This window comes from Sandaracinus amylolyticus, from assembly GCF_021631985.1.
GTDB lineage: Bacteria > Myxococcota_A > Polyangia > Polyangiales > Sandaracinaceae > Sandaracinus > Sandaracinus amylolyticus_A.
The window spans coordinates 7893678-7908411 of sequence record NZ_CP070225.1 but is presented as its reverse complement, the minus strand read 5'-3'; the positions used below and the strand labels follow the sequence as shown (position 1 = coordinate 7908411).

Genomic DNA, 14734 nt, shown 5'->3' with positions numbered 1-14734 from the left:
TTGCCATCGGAGCCATAGCTAGAAGCTATGTACGGCAGTGCGACACCCATCGATGCGTGACGTCTTGATCTCCCGCGTGAACGACGGGAGGATTCCGCCATGCCGCGCCGCAGTTTCACCGCAGTAACCGCTTCACTTCTGCTCGTCGCGACGGCCTGCGCGTCCGACCCCGGGACGCTCGACGTGGACGCTGGCCCAGGCTACCGGCGCGATGGGTCCCCAGGGCCGTCGTTCCGGCCATCCTGCGCGGGCGACGGCGGGCAGAGCGGTGACGCGTCGTGCGGCGACGGCGAGGTCCCGATGCCCGAGGAGGACGCCGGCCCGCCGCCTCCTCCTTGCAACGAGATCACGTTCACGCTCGATCGTCCCGGCGCGACGAGCGTGTGGCTCAGCGGCAGCTTCCTCGCCGACGCGAGCGGCACGTGGCCGAGCACGCCCGAGGCCGGCGCGCTCGAGCTGGTGAACGACGGCAGCGGGCACTGGAGCGTGACCCACCTGGTCGAGCCGGTCGGGCGTCACCTCTACAAGTTCATCGTCGACGAGACGACGTGGATCTTCGATCCCGCGAACGACGTGCGCGAGCCCGATCCGTTCGGCTCGTTCAACAGCGTCGTCTCGGTGTGCGACGTGGTGCCGACCGGACCGGTCGAAGGTCGGGTCGGTGATCTCGAGTACCGCGTCGAGACCTCGGCGGATGGCTACGACGTCGTGATCACCTACGTCGGCACGCAGACGCTCGACCTCGCAGGAAGCACGATCCGACTCAACGGCGCGGACGTGGAGCTGCCCTACGACGCCGAGACGAAGACCTTCACGATCTCGCGCAGCGATCTCGCACCCAACAAGTACAGCTACCTGCTGCGCCTGCGCACGACGACCGGCGCGAACCTCACGCCGCTCTTCCTCCCGATCTGGATCGGCGAGGACTATCGCTACGCCGGCTTCTCGTGGACCGACGGCATCGTCTACCAGATCTTCACCGACCGCTTCGCCAACGGCGATCCCGGCAACGACATCGACAACAGCGCGGGCACGCTCGCGCAGGTCACCGATCGTCGCAGCCAGTGGCAGGGCGGAGACTTCGCGGGGATCACCCAGCGCATCGAAGACGGCTACTTCGACGACATGGGCATCAACGCGCTGTGGATCAGCTCGCCCATCCTCAACTCGCACGGCTCGCAGCCCGCGGTCGATCCCGCGGATACCCGCAAGTTCTCGAGCTACCACTCGTACCACCCCATCGCGACGGGCCACACGCACCTCGACGACTACGGGTATCCGAACCCGATCGAGCCTGCGTTCGGCACGCCCGAGGAGCTGCACGAGCTGGTGAACGCGGCCCACGCCCGAGGCATCCGCGTGATTCCCGACTTCGTCGCGAACCACGTGCAATTCGAGGCGAACATCTACGAGCGGCACCCCGAGTGGTTCTTCGACTACGAGATGTGCCACGACAACTGGGACCGTCTTCGCGTCGAGTGCTGGTTCACGTCGCTGATGCCCGACGTCGACTACGGCGGGAATCCCGCGGCCGTCGACGCGGTGGTCGCGCACGCGATCTGGATGGTCCAGGAGTTCGACTTCGACGGCTTCCGCGCCGACGCGCTGAAGCACATGGACGACGTCTTCACGCGCGAGCTGCGCGCCGCGATCGTCGAGCAGGTCGAGACGACGGTGCACGATCACGCGCGCCCGTTCGAGCCCGCGTCGTTCTACATGGTCGGCGAGTCGCTCGGCGGATGGGCGCGCTACCACGTCCGCGAGGACATGGTGCAGGGCCAGGTCGACGAGGGGTATTACAACCGCGCGAAGGCGTCGCTGCTGACGTTCGGCGACAACCTGCAGAGCCTCGCGGGCTTCGCGATCGGGAACGACAGCGCATATCGCTCGCCCCAGCCCACGATGGGCGGCGTCGGCGGCTATCCCGGCGCGGTCATGGGCAACTTCTTCGGCAACCACGACCAGTGGCGCGCGCTGACCGAAGCGGGCGGCGCGACGGCGCAGGGATATGCGCGACTGCGGCTCGCACAGACGTTCCTCTTCACGTCGCCGTACAACGTCCCGATGCTCTACCAGGGCGACGACATCGGCACGCTCGGCGGGCAGGACCCCGACAACCGCGCGTTCATGCGCTTCACCGGGCTGAGCGCGGAGGAGCAGCGCTCGCTGCAGAACGCGCAGCGCGCGGGACGTGCGCGCGCCGAGCACCAGGCGCTGCGTCGCGGCCGTCGCGAGACCGTGCTCGTCGACGCGAATTTCTGGGCGTACCGCGTGACCCATCCGGGCGCGGAGGACGTGTACGTGGTGCTCAACCGCGGCGACGCGCGCTCGTGGTCCCCGCCGGCGAGCGGCTACGTCGATGCGCTCGGCAACTGCACCGGTGGCAGCGTGCCGGCGCTCTCGAGCTGCATCTACGTGCCCTCCCCCTAGGAGCTCCTTCTCAGGAGAGCAGGAGTGATCGGGAAGACCACGTCGACGTGGTCTTCCTGATATGCGCTGTGCGCATCTTGGCTATGGAGCAGGGGATTTTTCTAAGGAGAGCAGGAGGGTTAGGAAGACCACGTCGGAGTGTCTTCCTGATATCTGCTGCTGACGACTCGGCTGCATCGAGTCGAGGCCATCGAACGAGTCGGGGCGATTCGAAGGATCGGGCCAGTCATCCTGGCTGTCGTTCGATTCGTGCTCTCTTCAGAAAAACCTCGATCGAGCGCATCGGGCCCAGTCGAGTCGAGCGTCGGGCCGATCGCCGTGGCCTTCCTAACCCTCCTGCTCTCCTCAAAAAATCTTCGGATCGGCGCGCATCGGACCGATTCGAGTCGAGCATCTCCTGAGAGGGGCTCAACCGTACGGGAAGCCGAGCGCGTCGCGCGCGAGCTGCGCCACCCGCGCCCGTGATGCGCGCGTCTCGGCGCACGAGTACGCGCCTCGCGACGCGTCGCTCACGAGCCGTACGAAGAGGCCCAGCTCGTCGCCCTTGCGCCGCTCGAGCGCCACGTAGAGCGTCCCGTCGCCGGTCAGGAAGCTCACCGCCGCGCGCTCTCCTCGCAGCAGCTCGTCGATGCGCGTCCCCAGCTCCGCGATCTCGCGCTCACCCAGCGAGCCGCGCACGATCACGCGCGTTCCGTCGGCGAGCAGCGCGAAGAGCGCGCGCCACGTCGAGGTGCCGTCGTCGTGGAGCTCGAGATCCTCCGCGCCGACCGCGAGCAGGTAGTGCGCGCAGCGAAGCTCGATCGCGCCGATCATCGTGCCTGGTCTCCCTCGTCGATCCATCCACGCATCGCGTACAGCGTCCAAGCCGCGCGCTCCGTGATCCATTCCTCGAACGCGCGCACGCGATCGTCGGGATCGCGCGGTGGGATCGAGAAGTCGCGCTCCGGCGCCGGCACCGCGATCACGTCGAGGCCCATCGCGCGGAACGTCGCGGCGGCGCGGCGCTCGTGCATCGCGTCGGTCACCACGATCACGCGACGCAGGTGACGCGCGGCCGCGAGCTCGTCGACGCGCAGCGCCTCGTCGCGGGTGCTCGCGACCGGCCCCACGCGCACGATCTCCACGCTCGTGCCCTCCGCGAGCTCGCGCGCGTCGCCGGTGTCGTCGGCGTGGCCGGGCCCGAGGTCGGTGCGCACCAAGAGCGGCGCGTGCCCGTCGCGCGCGAGCGCGAGCCCGGCGACCAGGCGCGACAGACCGTTGCTGCTCAAACGACCTGCGCGGGTCACGTCCGACGAGAGCACGACGATCGCGTCGGCCGGACCCGGCGTTTCTTCCAGCAGCCACGCGCGGTACTGCGCGTCGAAGAGCGGCGTGAACGCGACCAGCACGTAGAGCGCGAGCACCGCCCAGGCGCCGATCCACGGCAGCACGCGGGCGCGGGTCATCGCGATCGCGCCGCTCACGATCGCGGCCGCGAAGAGCAGCCACGCGTCCTCGAGGTCGAGGAGCCGCCGCACCCCGAGCAACGTCACGAGCCCGAGCCGATCGCCGACGACGAACGCCAGGGCGCCCGCGCTCGCGGCGGGCAACCCGCGCTGCACGAACACGACGCGGAGCGAAGGCTCGGGCGACACGGACACGGCCGCGACATGACACGGAGCAGGGCAGGGCGCACGAACGCTCCCTGCGCCGACGGCACGTTCCCGCCCGCCGGCCGTTCCCCCGGTCCTCTACTCTTCCTTCCGGTGGATCGCCGCGGTCCACGCCGCGACGTCGACCGCGTGCATGCGACCGGTCGGCGGCAATCGTCCGTCACGGCGGCCCGCTTCGATGTCGACCAGGTACTGCTCGCGCGACAGCAACGTTCCGAGGCACAAGCGCTCGCGCGTGACGATCTGCCTCTCCACCCGCAGCCGCTCGAGCAGCTCGTCCATCACGTCGTCCGGGACGTTTCGCGCCAGGTCGGGGTAGATGAAGCCGAAGAGCACCAGGTGCGAGAGCAGGACGCGCCAGAAGCGTCCGTAGCGCCACACCAGCCGCTTCCAGTCGAGATCCTTCGCGCGTGCCGCGAGCAGGTGCGCGACGTCTGCTCCGTCGTAGCGCTCGCGCTCCTGCACGAACGACTTCGACCAGATGGTCTCCTCGACCGGGCAGAACGAGACCGGCTCGCCCAGCAGCGTTCCCGGCGACGCGTGCTCGAACCAGAGGTCGTCGACCGGCGTCGCGCCGTTCCCGGAGTTGTAGATGAGATCGACGAACTTCCCGTGCTCGTGCGCCTTCGCGAGCCAGTGCGGGAACGCGACCTCGGTCTCGAGCCCGTTCGCCTCGAGCGTGCTCAGCGCGCGCTCGAGATCGCGCTCGTGGATGAAGAGATCGAGATCCTTGGTGTCGCGACAGAGCCCGGTGTGGTGCTGCAGAACGGCCGCGCCTGCGACGAGGAAGGGCACGTGCGCGCGGTTCAGGGTGCGGATCACCTTCGCGTAGAACGCGAGCTCGGGATCCTCGGGCGGACGCTCGGGCGAGGCGCGGGACGCGAGGCGCATCGGGTTCCTCCTCCGTGGGGAACGTTGGAACAGCAATCGATGCGCCAGCCCGTCGAGGGCAGCTCGGCGCATCCATTGCACCGGTCCGCGGCGCACGGAGCACGTCGACCATGACGGAACGCCCCATTCGCATCGCCGCGGTCGGCGATCTGCACTGCCGCAAGACCTCCGCGGGCACGATCGCGCCGCTGCTCTCGCGCGTGAACGAGCACGCCGACGTGTTGCTGCTCTGCGGCGACCTCACGGACTACGGCACGCCCGAGGAGGCCCACATCCTCGCGAAGGAGCTCGCGGTCGCGCGCGTGCCGATGGCGGGCGTGCTCGGCAATCACGACTACGAGGGCGGCGCGCAGCAGGAGATCACGAAGATCCTCACCGACGCGGGCGTGCAGATCCTCGACGGCGACGCGATCGAGGTGCACGGCATCGGCATCGCGGGCGTGAAGGGCTTCGTCGGTGGCTTCGGCCGCGGCACGCTCGGCCCGTGGGGCGAGCGCATGATCAAGGCGTTCGTCCAGGAGGCGATCGACGAAGCGCTGAAGCTCGAGGCGGCGCTGCAGCGCCTGCGCACCGAGCGTCGCATCGCGATCATGCACTACGCGCCGGTGCGCGGAACGGTCGAGGGCGAGCCCCCGGAGATCTTCGCGTACTGCGGCTGCGGCCGCCTCGAGGAGCCGCTGCATCGGTACCCGGTCGACGTCGTGTTCCACGGCCATGCGCACCACGGCTCGCCGATGTCGCGCACCGAGAACGGCATCCCGGTCCACAACGTCGCGCTCCCGTTGATGCGCCGCCTCCACGCCGAGCACCCCGGCTTCCACGTCGTCGAGCTCGAGCCCCTGCACCAGCCCATCGACGAGATGCCCACCGTGCGCTGAGCCCGCACCCCCACAGCCTCTGAGGAGAGCAGGAGTTTTTGCCTCTGAGGAGAGCAGGAGCTTCGCAGAGGAGAGCAGGAGTTCTTGCCGCTAAGGAGAGCAGGAGGGGCAGGAGGGAGTGAGACGATTGGAGTCGGAGCTTCCGACGCAATCGGCTCCAGTCGCGGCGCGTGGGCGCGCGCTGCCGTTCCCACCAATCGGCTCCAGTCGCGCGGCTTTGCCGCGCGCTGCGACTCGCGAGCGTCCGAGCCGCGCGAACAGCGCGGATCGGTCGCGAGCTCTCCGAGCCCTCACCTTTCGAGACGGCAGACCCAGCGTACCGGGGCGGGGGTGAGGGGGTCCGGCGCTCTCGTGAGCGCGGGCCCCACGACGCCGACCCCATGCTGATCAGGTCGAGCGCGGCAGAGCGCAACGCGCGCGCCGCGATCGACCCTCCGCCACCCGACGCTCACACCGGCCATCGAAAGGCAGCCGCGATCACCCGAGCGCCGGACCCCCTCACCCCCGCCCCCCGCCGACGCCGATCCGTCTATGATCCCCGGCCATGCGCGTCCTGGTCGTCAACGTCGGATCGACCTCCGTCAAATACAACCTCTACGAGATGGACACCGAGGCGCGCCTCGCCGCCGGGCGCGTCGAGCGCGTCGGCACCGCGGACGCCACGCACATCCACGAGGGCGGCAGCGATCGCATCGACGGACGCGACGTCACCGGCGCGCTGCGCGCGATCCTCGCGCACCTCACGCGCGACGCCGGACCGCTGCCCGATCCGAGCGCGCTCGCCGCGGTCGGTCATCGCGTCGTGCACGGCGGCGAGCAGCTGGTCACCCCGACGCCGGTCGACGAGCGCGCCGAGCGCATCATCGAGGAGTGCGCCGCCTACGCGCCGCTCCACAACCCGGTGAACCTCGCCGGCATCCGCGCCGCGCGCGCCGTCTTCTCCCAGGTCCCGCACGTCGCGGTGTTCGACACCGCGTTCCACGCGCAGCTCCCACCGCACGCCTACAGCTACGCGATCCCCCACGAGCTCTATCTCGAGAAGGGCATCCGCCGTTACGGCTTCCACGGCCCGAGCCACCAGTACATGGCGCTCTCGGCCGCCGAGCACCTCCGGACCGATCTCTCGCGCCTCAAGCTCATCACCTGTCACCTCGGCGGCGGCGCGAGCGTCAGCGCGATCGAGCACGGCGTGTCGGTCGAGACCTCGATGGGCATGACGCCCCTCGAGGGCCTGGTGATGGGCACCCGCGCCGGCGATCTCGATCCCGCGATCCCGATGCTCCTCGCGAAGCAGGGCATGGCCGCGGGCGACATCGACGAGCTGCTCAACCGTCGCTCCGGGCTCGCCGGTCTCTCGGGCATCGGCGCGGACTTCCGCGACATCCAGAACGCCGCGGAAGCCGGCGATCCCCGGGCGCGCCTCGCGATCGAGGTGTTCGTGCACCGCCTCCGCAAGTACGTCGGCGCGTACGCCGCGACGCTCGGCGGCGCCGACGCGATCGTGTTCACCGGCGGCATCGGCGAGAACTCCGCGCTCGTGCGCAGCAAGGTCTGCGAGGGCCTGATCTTCATGGGCGTCGCCCTCGACGAGCGCGCCAACGAGGCGAAGCGCGCCGCCGATCACGGCGGCATCGTCGAGATCTCCGCGCCCCGCGCCCCCACCAAGGTGCTCGTGGTGCGCACCGACGAAGAGCGCATTATCGCGCGCGAGGTGATGCGCTGCGTGGTCGGTCCGACCGCGACCATCCGCAGCGTGCGCGCCCGTCCGATCCCGGTCGGCGTCAGCGTGCGCCACGTGCACCTCTCGCGCGCCGACTGCGACGCGCTCTTCGGTCCGGGCTACGAGCTCACGAAGAAGCGCGACGTGACCCAGCCCGGCCAGTACGTCACCCGGGAGACCGTCGATCTCGTCGGCCCCAAGGGCGAGGTCCGCCGCGTCGCGATCATCAACCCGCTGCGCAAGCAGACCCAGGTCGAGGTGGCGCGCACCGACGCCATCACGCTCGGCGTGAGCCCGCCGCTGCGCGAGTCGGGCAAGCTCGAGGGCACGCCCGGCCTCACGCTGCGCGGCCCCGTGGGCTCGGTGGAGATCCCCAGCGGCGTGATCCTCGCGCACCGTCACGTGCACATGTCGCCCGACGAAGCGCGCGACTTCGGCGTGCAGGATCGCGACGTCATCAAGGTGCGCGTCGACGGTGATCGCGAGATGACGATGGGCGACGTGATCGTGCGGGTGCACCCGGAGTTCACGCTCGACATGCACGTCGACACCGACGAGGCCAACGCTGCGGGGCTCACCAGCGACAGCGTCGTCGCGTTCGAGGGCGTGCAGGAGCCGCGCGAGGGTTGATCCAGCGATCTGCCGTCGCGCTGCTCGCGCTCTGCGCCGCCGCGTGTGATCCCGATCCGACTCCGCGCGTCTCGACCCACGTCGACGACTGGCGTGATCGCGTCATCTACCAGGTGCTCGTCGATCGCTTCGAGAACGGCGATCCGAGCAACGACGACGCCGACGGGATCGAACCGGTGCCCGGCGATCTCGCGCGGGTGCAGGGCGGCGACTGGCGCGGCGTCGAGGAGCGCCTCGACTACGTCGCTCGCCTCGGCATGAGCGCGATCTGGATCTCTCCGATCGTCGCCAACGTGCCGCGCATCGAGAGCGAGGACGGCTATCACGGCTACTGGGCGAGCGACTTCACCGCGCACAACCCGCGCTTCGGCACGCTCGAAGAGCTGCAGTCGCTGGTCGCCGCCGCCCACGCCCGCGACATCGTGGTGATCGTCGACATCGTCACGAACCACGCGGGCCGGGTGTTCGGGTACGACCTCGATCACGACGGCACGATCGATCCCGACGAGGACCTGCCGCCCTATCGCCGCGAGGGATACGACGCGCCGATCCTCTGGCACGACGGGCCCCTGCGCGTCTTCGCCGCGGACGGCGCGATCGTCGAGCTCGGCCGCGAGCACTTCCATCGGCGCGGCATCGGCGACCTCGGCGACTACGAAGAGCGCCGCTACGGTGACTTCCCCACCGGCCTGCGCGATCTCGACACCGCGCGCGAAGACGTCGTCGAGGCGATGATCGAGACGTTCGTGCACTGGGTGCTCGTCACCGACGTCGACGGCTTCCGCATCGACGCGGTGCCCCACGTCGAGCTCCCGTTCTGGCAGGCGTTCTGCGACGGAGTGCGACGTCGCCTCGACGCCCACGGCAAGCGGCGCTTCTTCCTGCTCGGCGAGATCTACGAGGCCGACGGCGCGGAGATCGCGCGCCACACCGCGGAAGGCGCGCTCGACGCGGGCTTCGACTTCCCCGCGAAGATGACGCTGATCGACGGAGTGATCCTCGGGGGCGCCCCGCCCTCCACCGCGCGCGCCGCGCTCGAGACGAACCGCGCGCTCTTCCGCGACGTGCCGCAGCCCTTCGGCATCGGGCTCTCGCCGTGGCAGGCGCGGGTGACCATCGCCGACAACCACGATCTGCCGCGCGTGCGCGCCGAGGTGCCCGACGCGTTCGCCGTCGATCAAGCGCTGGTCGCGATGTTCGTGCTCGATTCGATCCCCGGCATCTACTACGGGACCGAGCAGGAGTTCTCCGGCCGCTCGCACCACGAGGCGCGCGAGGTGATGTGGGAGTCGGGGTTCCGCGAAGATCTCCCGAGCTTCGCGCTGATCCAGCGGCTCGCCGCGCTGCGCCGTGGCTCGATCGCGCTGCGTCGCGGCGCGCTGGTGGTGCGCTACGCGAGCGAGGTCGGAGGCATGGAGCTCGAGTCGCCGCCCGCCGACGCCGGGATGCTCGCGTGGGAGCGCGCCCACGACGACGAGCGCGTGCTCGTCGCGCTCAACACCCATCCCGTGCAGACGTCGAGCGCGCGCGTCGCGACGAGCTTCTCGCCCGGCACCGTGCTCGAGGATCGCCTCGGCGGCGCGCTCAGGTTCGAGGTCGCGCCCGACGGAACGGTGGAGATCGCGATCCCGCCTCGCGAATCGGTGGTTCTCTTCGCACCTTGAGAGTGCCAATCAGACTGGCACTCTCCGGTGCGGCGATTGGCATTCTTGTTCGCGAAAACAATCGTCGCTCCCAGCCCCCAGCGCACATCGACGATCCAATCGGGCTGCAAAGACGCCCCTCGTTTCCCAACGTGATGTGCACGTTTCGTACTGGGAAACTCGCCGTTCGGTCTGGAAAACACTGCGTTCGGACGTTGACACGGCAACGTCGGCGATCCGAGACTCGTCACTCGGGGAGGAATGACGAGCCCTGGAGCCAGTTCGAACCGCGCCTCGGGCACCCTCAGCGGGGAAGAGACGCGAGCCTACACGCTGCAGGCGATCCCTCCTCAGCCGTTCGGCAAGTACACGCTGATCGGCAAGCTCGGGCACGGCGGCATGGCGGAGGTCCTGCTCGCCGTGATGGCGGGCAAGGGCGGCTTCCGGAAGCTCGTGGTGCTCAAGCGGCTGCACCAGCAGCTCGAGGCCGAGCCCGGCTTCATCGACATGTTCCTCGACGAGGCGCGCCTCGCGGCGCAGCTCGATCACCCGCACTGCGTGCAGACCCTCGAGGTGGGCGAGGCCTCGGGCCACCACTTCCTCGCGATGGAGTACCTCGACGGCCAGGGCCTCGAGCGGCTGCTCCGATCGAGCGCCCAGATGGGCACGCTGCTGCCGGTGCCGCTCGCGGCGCGCATGATCGCCGACGCGCTCGACGGGCTCGGCTACGCGCACGACCTCACGAGCTACGAAGGCCGCGCGCTCGGCGTGGTGCACCGCGACGTCAGCCCGCAGAACATCTACGTCACCTACAACGGCGTGGTGAAGCTGCTCGACTTCGGCATCGCGAAGGCGGAGTCGAACGTCGTCGAGACGCGCACCGGCGTGGTGAAGGGCAAATACGCGTACATCGCGCCCGAGCAGGCCCTCACGAACAACGTCGATCAGCGCGCCGATCTCTGGAGCATGGGCGTCGTGCTCTGGGAGGCGCTGACCTCGCGGCGTCTGTTCAAGAGCGTCAACGAGCTCGCGACGCTGCAGGAGACGCTGCAGGGCGAGATTCGACTGCCCAGCATCCACAATCCTGCGGTGCCGCCCGAGATCGACGGCATCGTGATGCGCGCGCTGCAGCGCGACGTGTCGGCGCGTTATCAGAGCGCGAAGGAGTTCCGCGGCGATCTGGAGCGCTGGCTCGCGACGCAGCCCAACGCGCCGACGCGCGCGACGATCGCGCAGCTGATGCACACGCGCTTCGAGGAAGTGCAGAAGGCGCACAAGGAGAAGCTCGCGGCCTGTCTCGCCTCGATCGAGGTCGGGGCGAGCTCGATCCAGCGCCTCGTCGATCCGAGCTCGCCCGGCACGAACATGCCCGACGCCGGCATCTCGGGGCAGTTCGCCCACATGACGCCCTCGACCGCCTCGCGCCTTCCGCCCGGGGTCACGAGCGTCACGCCGACGCCCGCGCCCTTCGGTGGCTCGGGTCAGTACACCCCCTCGGGTCAGTACACGCCCTCGGGCCAGTACACGCCCTCGGCGCCTTCGCAGCAGGGCGCGTTCGCGCAGCCCGCGGAGGCGCCGCGCGAGCAGAAGCGGCGCGCGCTCGGCTGGCAGCTCGTGGTCGTCGGCGCGGTCGCGCTGCTCGCGGTCGCGGTGGCGGTCGTGCTGCCGCGCGGTGGCGACGACGAGACCGCGCCGGGCGATTCGACCGGTGCGGTCGTGGTGCCTCCGATCGCGACGCCGACGCCGCCCGATCCGATCGTCCCGGTCGCGGCGGATCCGATCGCGCCGGTCGTCGCCGACACGCCGCCTCCCGCCGACGATCCGCCGGTCGAGGCCGAGACCGCCGACGAGCCCGCGCGCACCGCCACGTCGCGCGGCGGCGGCGGATCGCGCCGCACCCGCGGGGGACGCGGCGGCGAGACCGCGGCGACCACGACGACCAGCACCACCGCGACGCCGCCGACCACCACGCCGCCGCCGAGCGTGGGCGAGGAGGGCCACCTCTCGCTCGTGACCTCGCCGTGGACGAACGTCTCGTTGAACGGCCGCGACCTCGGCACCACGCCGCTGGTGCGCGTGCGACTTCCTGCGGGTCGCCACGTGCTGCGCCTCGTGAACGACGAAGCCGGGATCAGCGAGACCTACGAGGTCGAGATCCGGGCCGGTGAGACCACGACGCGGAGGTTGGGCCTGCGATGAACGCGAGATCGCTGGTGGTGTTCGCCACGCTGTTGCTCGCGCTCCTCGGGTGTGCCCCCGAACGAACTCTCTCCACCGACGACACGGCGACCGTGCGCATCGGCATGATCGCGCCGCTCTCCGGCGAGCTCGGCGCCGACGGGCCCGACTGGCGCGACTCGGCGCGGCTCGCGGTGCGCGAGGTGAACTCCGCGGGCGGCGTGCTCCCGGGGCGTCGTGTCGATCTGATGATCCAGGACGGCGAGAGCCGCGCCGACATCGGCGTCGCGGTCGCGCAACGCATGATCGACGACGGCGTGATCGCGATCATCGGCGACTCCGCGTCGAGCGCGACGGTGCGCGTCTATCAAGAAGCCACCGGCCCCGCGCAGGTGCTGCTCGCGAGCGGTCTGTCGACCTCGCCGATCCTCACCGAGATCAACCGCGAGCTCGAGCCCGCGAATCGCTTCTTCTTCCGCACCGTGCCGCCCGACGATCGCCAGGCGCCCGCGCTCGCCGAGGCGATGTACACGCAGGGCTGCCGCAACGTCAGCGTGCTCTTCGCGGACAACGACTACGGTCGTCCGTTCCAGGAGCAGGCGTCGGCGCGCTTCACGGCGCTCGGCGGCACCGTCACGCCCGCGGCGGGCGTGCCGTACATGGAAGAGCTCAGCTCGTACCGGACCCAGGTGATGGCGATCGCCTCCGCGCAGCCGCCGCCCGACTGCATCGCGCTGATCGGATACCCCGCGTCGGCCGGCATCATCATGCGTGACTGGGACTCGCTCTCGTCGAAGCCCGACGTGACGTGGTTCGGCACCGACGGCGTGCGCCAGCCCGGCTTCGCGACCGAGGTCGGCAACCCCGCGCTGATCGACGACTTCTACGGCACCGCGCCGGTCACCGACCCCGAGACGCCCGCGTACAACCGGTTCCGCGACCAGTTCTTCGCGACGTTCGGCAACGATCCGGTCGCATTCTCGTCGACCATCTACGACGCGGCCGCGCTCGTGCTACTCGCGATCGCGAAGGCGGGCACCGCCGAAGATCCGATCGCGATCCGCGACGCCGTGTTCCAGCTCAACGATCCCTCGGGCGTGGTGGTGCAGGCGGGCCGCCTCGCCGAAGGCCTGCGCCTCATCCGCGAGGGACGTCCCATCAACTACGAAGGCGCGGCCGGTCCCTCCGACATCGACGCCGAGGGCAACGCGACGCTCGCATACGAGCTCTGGCGTTTCGAAGCGACGAGCGAGACCTTCGAGCGCGTGCGCATCCTCGAATGAGCAGTAAGACCACGGCTTCCCCGATGACACGACGATCTCTCCTCATCGCGTCGCTCCTGCTCGGTGCGTGCGCGCCTTCGCCGGTGACGGTCGACGTGAACTTCCCGACCACCGACGCGTTCATGCGCAGCGAGCAGGCGCGGGTGCTGGTGTTCCCGCTGACGCAGGATCAGCTGGGCGCGTGCCCGCAGCTGCTCGACGAGCTGCCGACGCAGTCGTTCTCGATCGAGCCGGTGTTCGACTCCGATCTGACGAGCGTGTGCGCGATCCGCGGCGGGATGTCGCTGCCCGAGTTCGAGCAGGGCCCGCACGCGTACGTCGTCGAGATCTTCAGCGCGGGCAATCGACGCATCCTGCAGGGCTGCAGCATCGGCGAGGTGTACGTGGACGGGCCCGACGTGCAGGTGCAGCTGCATCCCACGATGGACTTCGAGGCGGCGACCGCCGCACCGGGCACGCCCGAGTCGTTCTGCGCGGCGGGAGGATCGTGATGCGCGCGAGCCAGCGTACGTTCGTCGCCCTCGCGCTGATGATCGGTGTGGTGATCTCGGCGAGCAGCGCCGACGCACAGCGTCGCCGTCGGGGCGGCGGTGAGGCGGTCGATCCGCTCACGGCCGCGGAGCAGGCGTACACCGAGGTCGACTTCGAGCAGACGCTCGAGCACGCGGGCGCGGCGCTCCAGGCGGGCGGTCACGCGCCCGATCGTCTGGTGCGCATCTACATGCTGCTCGGCGTGAGCGCGGCCGCGCTCGGCGATGCCGAGGGCGCGCGCGACTTCTTCCAGCGGATGCTCGCGGTCGATCCCGAGGCGCAGCTCGACGACACCGTCCCGCCGCGTCTTCGCGCGCCGTACCTCGAGGCGCGCGGCATCGTGAGCGCGCGTCCCGAGCAGCTGGGTGTCGAGGTCGGCATCGCGCGCGCGCAGAGCGCGGTCCGCGTGGCGCTGATCGATCCGTTCCAGATGGCGCGTACGGTTCGCGTGCACGGGCGCATCGAGGGGCAGGTCCAGTTCACCGACGTCGAGGCCGAGGCGCAGTCCGAGGTGCTCGCCCCGCTCGCGGGCGCGGACACGGCGGATCGCATCGAGTACTGGGTCGAGGTGCTCGATCCGTACGGCAACCAGGTCGTGCTGGTGGGCAGCGAGTTCGAGCCGCGCACGGTGGGCCGCGTCGCCGCGGTGGCGGTGCCGGGCGGCGGTGGCGCCGGGGGCGGTGGCACGCAGCAGAGCGGGGGGGGCTCGGTGCTCGAGGACCCGCTCTTCTGGGTGATCGCGGTCGGCGTGGTGTTGGTGACCGGCGGTGTGGTCGCGGGCGTGTTGATCGATCAGTCGAGCCACGTCCCGGTGCAGACCGGAGTGTCCTTCGGCGTTCCCTGAGCGCTACGGTTTCTGTAGCGGCCGCGGATCGCCTCACCCTGCCCAACGCGCGCT

Annotated in this window: 11 protein-coding genes; 8 read left to right on the top strand and 3 right to left on the bottom strand. The window is 70.1% G+C overall.

All coding sequences use genetic code 11. The features are described from left to right. Positions 1-183: 183 nt before the first annotated feature. Complete coding sequence (locus I5071_RS33410; RefSeq protein WP_236517336.1) at positions 184-2430, top strand: alpha-amylase family glycosyl hydrolase; 2247 nt, start codon at positions 184-186, stop codon at positions 2428-2430. A 408-nt stretch (positions 2431-2838) separates the two neighbouring features. Here the strand turns inward: I5071_RS33410 and I5071_RS33405 are convergent, their stop codons facing one another. The 3 genes from I5071_RS33405 to I5071_RS33395 form a co-directional block, all read right to left on the bottom strand. Continuing rightward, entirely contained in the window at positions 2839-3243 is a 405-nt protein-coding gene (locus tag I5071_RS33405) for a hypothetical protein (protein WP_236517335.1), read from the bottom strand. Then, entirely contained in the window at positions 3240-4070 is an 831-nt protein-coding gene (locus I5071_RS33400; protein ID WP_236517334.1) for a YdcF family protein, read from the bottom strand. The genes I5071_RS33405 and I5071_RS33400 overlap by 4 nt, the downstream gene beginning before the upstream one ends. A gap of 90 nt (positions 4071-4160) precedes the next feature. After that, a complete protein-coding gene (locus tag I5071_RS33395) occupies positions 4161-4973 on the bottom strand; it encodes a nucleotidyltransferase (RefSeq protein WP_236517333.1) in 813 nt (270 codons plus the stop codon). Between the two features lie 110 nt (positions 4974-5083). On the opposite strand from I5071_RS33395, the gene I5071_RS33390 reads away from it, so the two are divergent. The 7 genes from I5071_RS33390 to I5071_RS33360 all read left to right on the top strand — a co-directional run bounded on the left by I5071_RS33390 (position 5084) and on the right by I5071_RS33360 (position 14680). Continuing rightward, entirely contained in the window at positions 5084-5851 is a 768-nt protein-coding gene (locus I5071_RS33390; protein WP_236517332.1) for a metallophosphoesterase family protein, read from the top strand. A 544-nt stretch (positions 5852-6395) separates the two neighbouring features. Then, on the top strand, positions 6396-8201 hold the full coding sequence (locus I5071_RS33385) for an acetate/propionate family kinase (protein ID WP_236517331.1): 1806 nt from the start codon (positions 6396-6398) through the stop codon (positions 8199-8201). Next, on the top strand, positions 8198-9865 hold the full coding sequence (locus I5071_RS33380; RefSeq protein WP_236517330.1) for an alpha-amylase family glycosyl hydrolase: 1668 nt from the start codon (positions 8198-8200) through the stop codon (positions 9863-9865). The genes I5071_RS33385 and I5071_RS33380 overlap by 4 nt, the downstream gene beginning before the upstream one ends. 240 nt (positions 9866-10105) lie before the next feature. Further along, the gene (locus I5071_RS33375) at positions 10106-12043 is read left to right on the top strand and encodes a serine/threonine-protein kinase (protein ID WP_236517329.1); all 1938 of its coding nucleotides are present in this window, start codon (positions 10106-10108) and stop codon (positions 12041-12043) included. Then, the gene (locus I5071_RS33370) at positions 12040-13305 is read left to right on the top strand and encodes an ABC transporter substrate-binding protein (RefSeq protein WP_236517328.1); all 1266 of its coding nucleotides are present in this window, start codon (positions 12040-12042) and stop codon (positions 13303-13305) included. The genes I5071_RS33375 and I5071_RS33370 overlap by 4 nt, the downstream gene beginning before the upstream one ends. A 23-nt stretch (positions 13306-13328) precedes the next feature. Continuing rightward, complete coding sequence (locus I5071_RS33365; protein WP_236517327.1) at positions 13329-13796, top strand: hypothetical protein; 468 nt, start codon at positions 13329-13331, stop codon at positions 13794-13796. Continuing rightward, the gene (locus I5071_RS33360) at positions 13796-14680 is read left to right on the top strand and encodes a hypothetical protein (RefSeq protein WP_236517326.1); all 885 of its coding nucleotides are present in this window, start codon (positions 13796-13798) and stop codon (positions 14678-14680) included. The genes I5071_RS33365 and I5071_RS33360 overlap by 1 nt, the downstream gene beginning before the upstream one ends. The last annotated feature ends 54 nt before the right edge of the window (positions 14681-14734 follow it).

Excerpts from the sequence above, each read along its gene's own strand:
- I5071_RS33405 (WP_236517335.1), bottom strand. The coding sequence starts at position 3,243 with ATGATCGGCGCGATCGAGCTTCGCTGCGCGCACTACCTGCTCGCGGTC.
- I5071_RS33395 (WP_236517333.1), bottom strand. The coding sequence starts at position 4,973 with ATGCGCCTCGCGTCCCGCGCCTCGCCCGAGCGTCCGCCCGAGGATCCC.
- I5071_RS33390 (WP_236517332.1), top strand. The coding sequence starts at position 5,084 with ATGACGGAACGCCCCATTCGCATCGCCGCGGTCGGCGATCTGCACTGC.
- I5071_RS33385 (WP_236517331.1), top strand. The coding sequence starts at position 6,396 with ATGCGCGTCCTGGTCGTCAACGTCGGATCGACCTCCGTCAAATACAAC.
- I5071_RS33375 (WP_236517329.1), top strand. The coding sequence starts at position 10,106 with ATGACGAGCCCTGGAGCCAGTTCGAACCGCGCCTCGGGCACCCTCAGC.
- I5071_RS33370 (WP_236517328.1), top strand. The coding sequence starts at position 12,040 with ATGAACGCGAGATCGCTGGTGGTGTTCGCCACGCTGTTGCTCGCGCTC.
- I5071_RS33365 (WP_236517327.1), top strand. The coding sequence starts at position 13,329 with ATGACACGACGATCTCTCCTCATCGCGTCGCTCCTGCTCGGTGCGTGC.
- I5071_RS33360 (WP_236517326.1), top strand. The coding sequence starts at position 13,796 with ATGCGCGCGAGCCAGCGTACGTTCGTCGCCCTCGCGCTGATGATCGGT.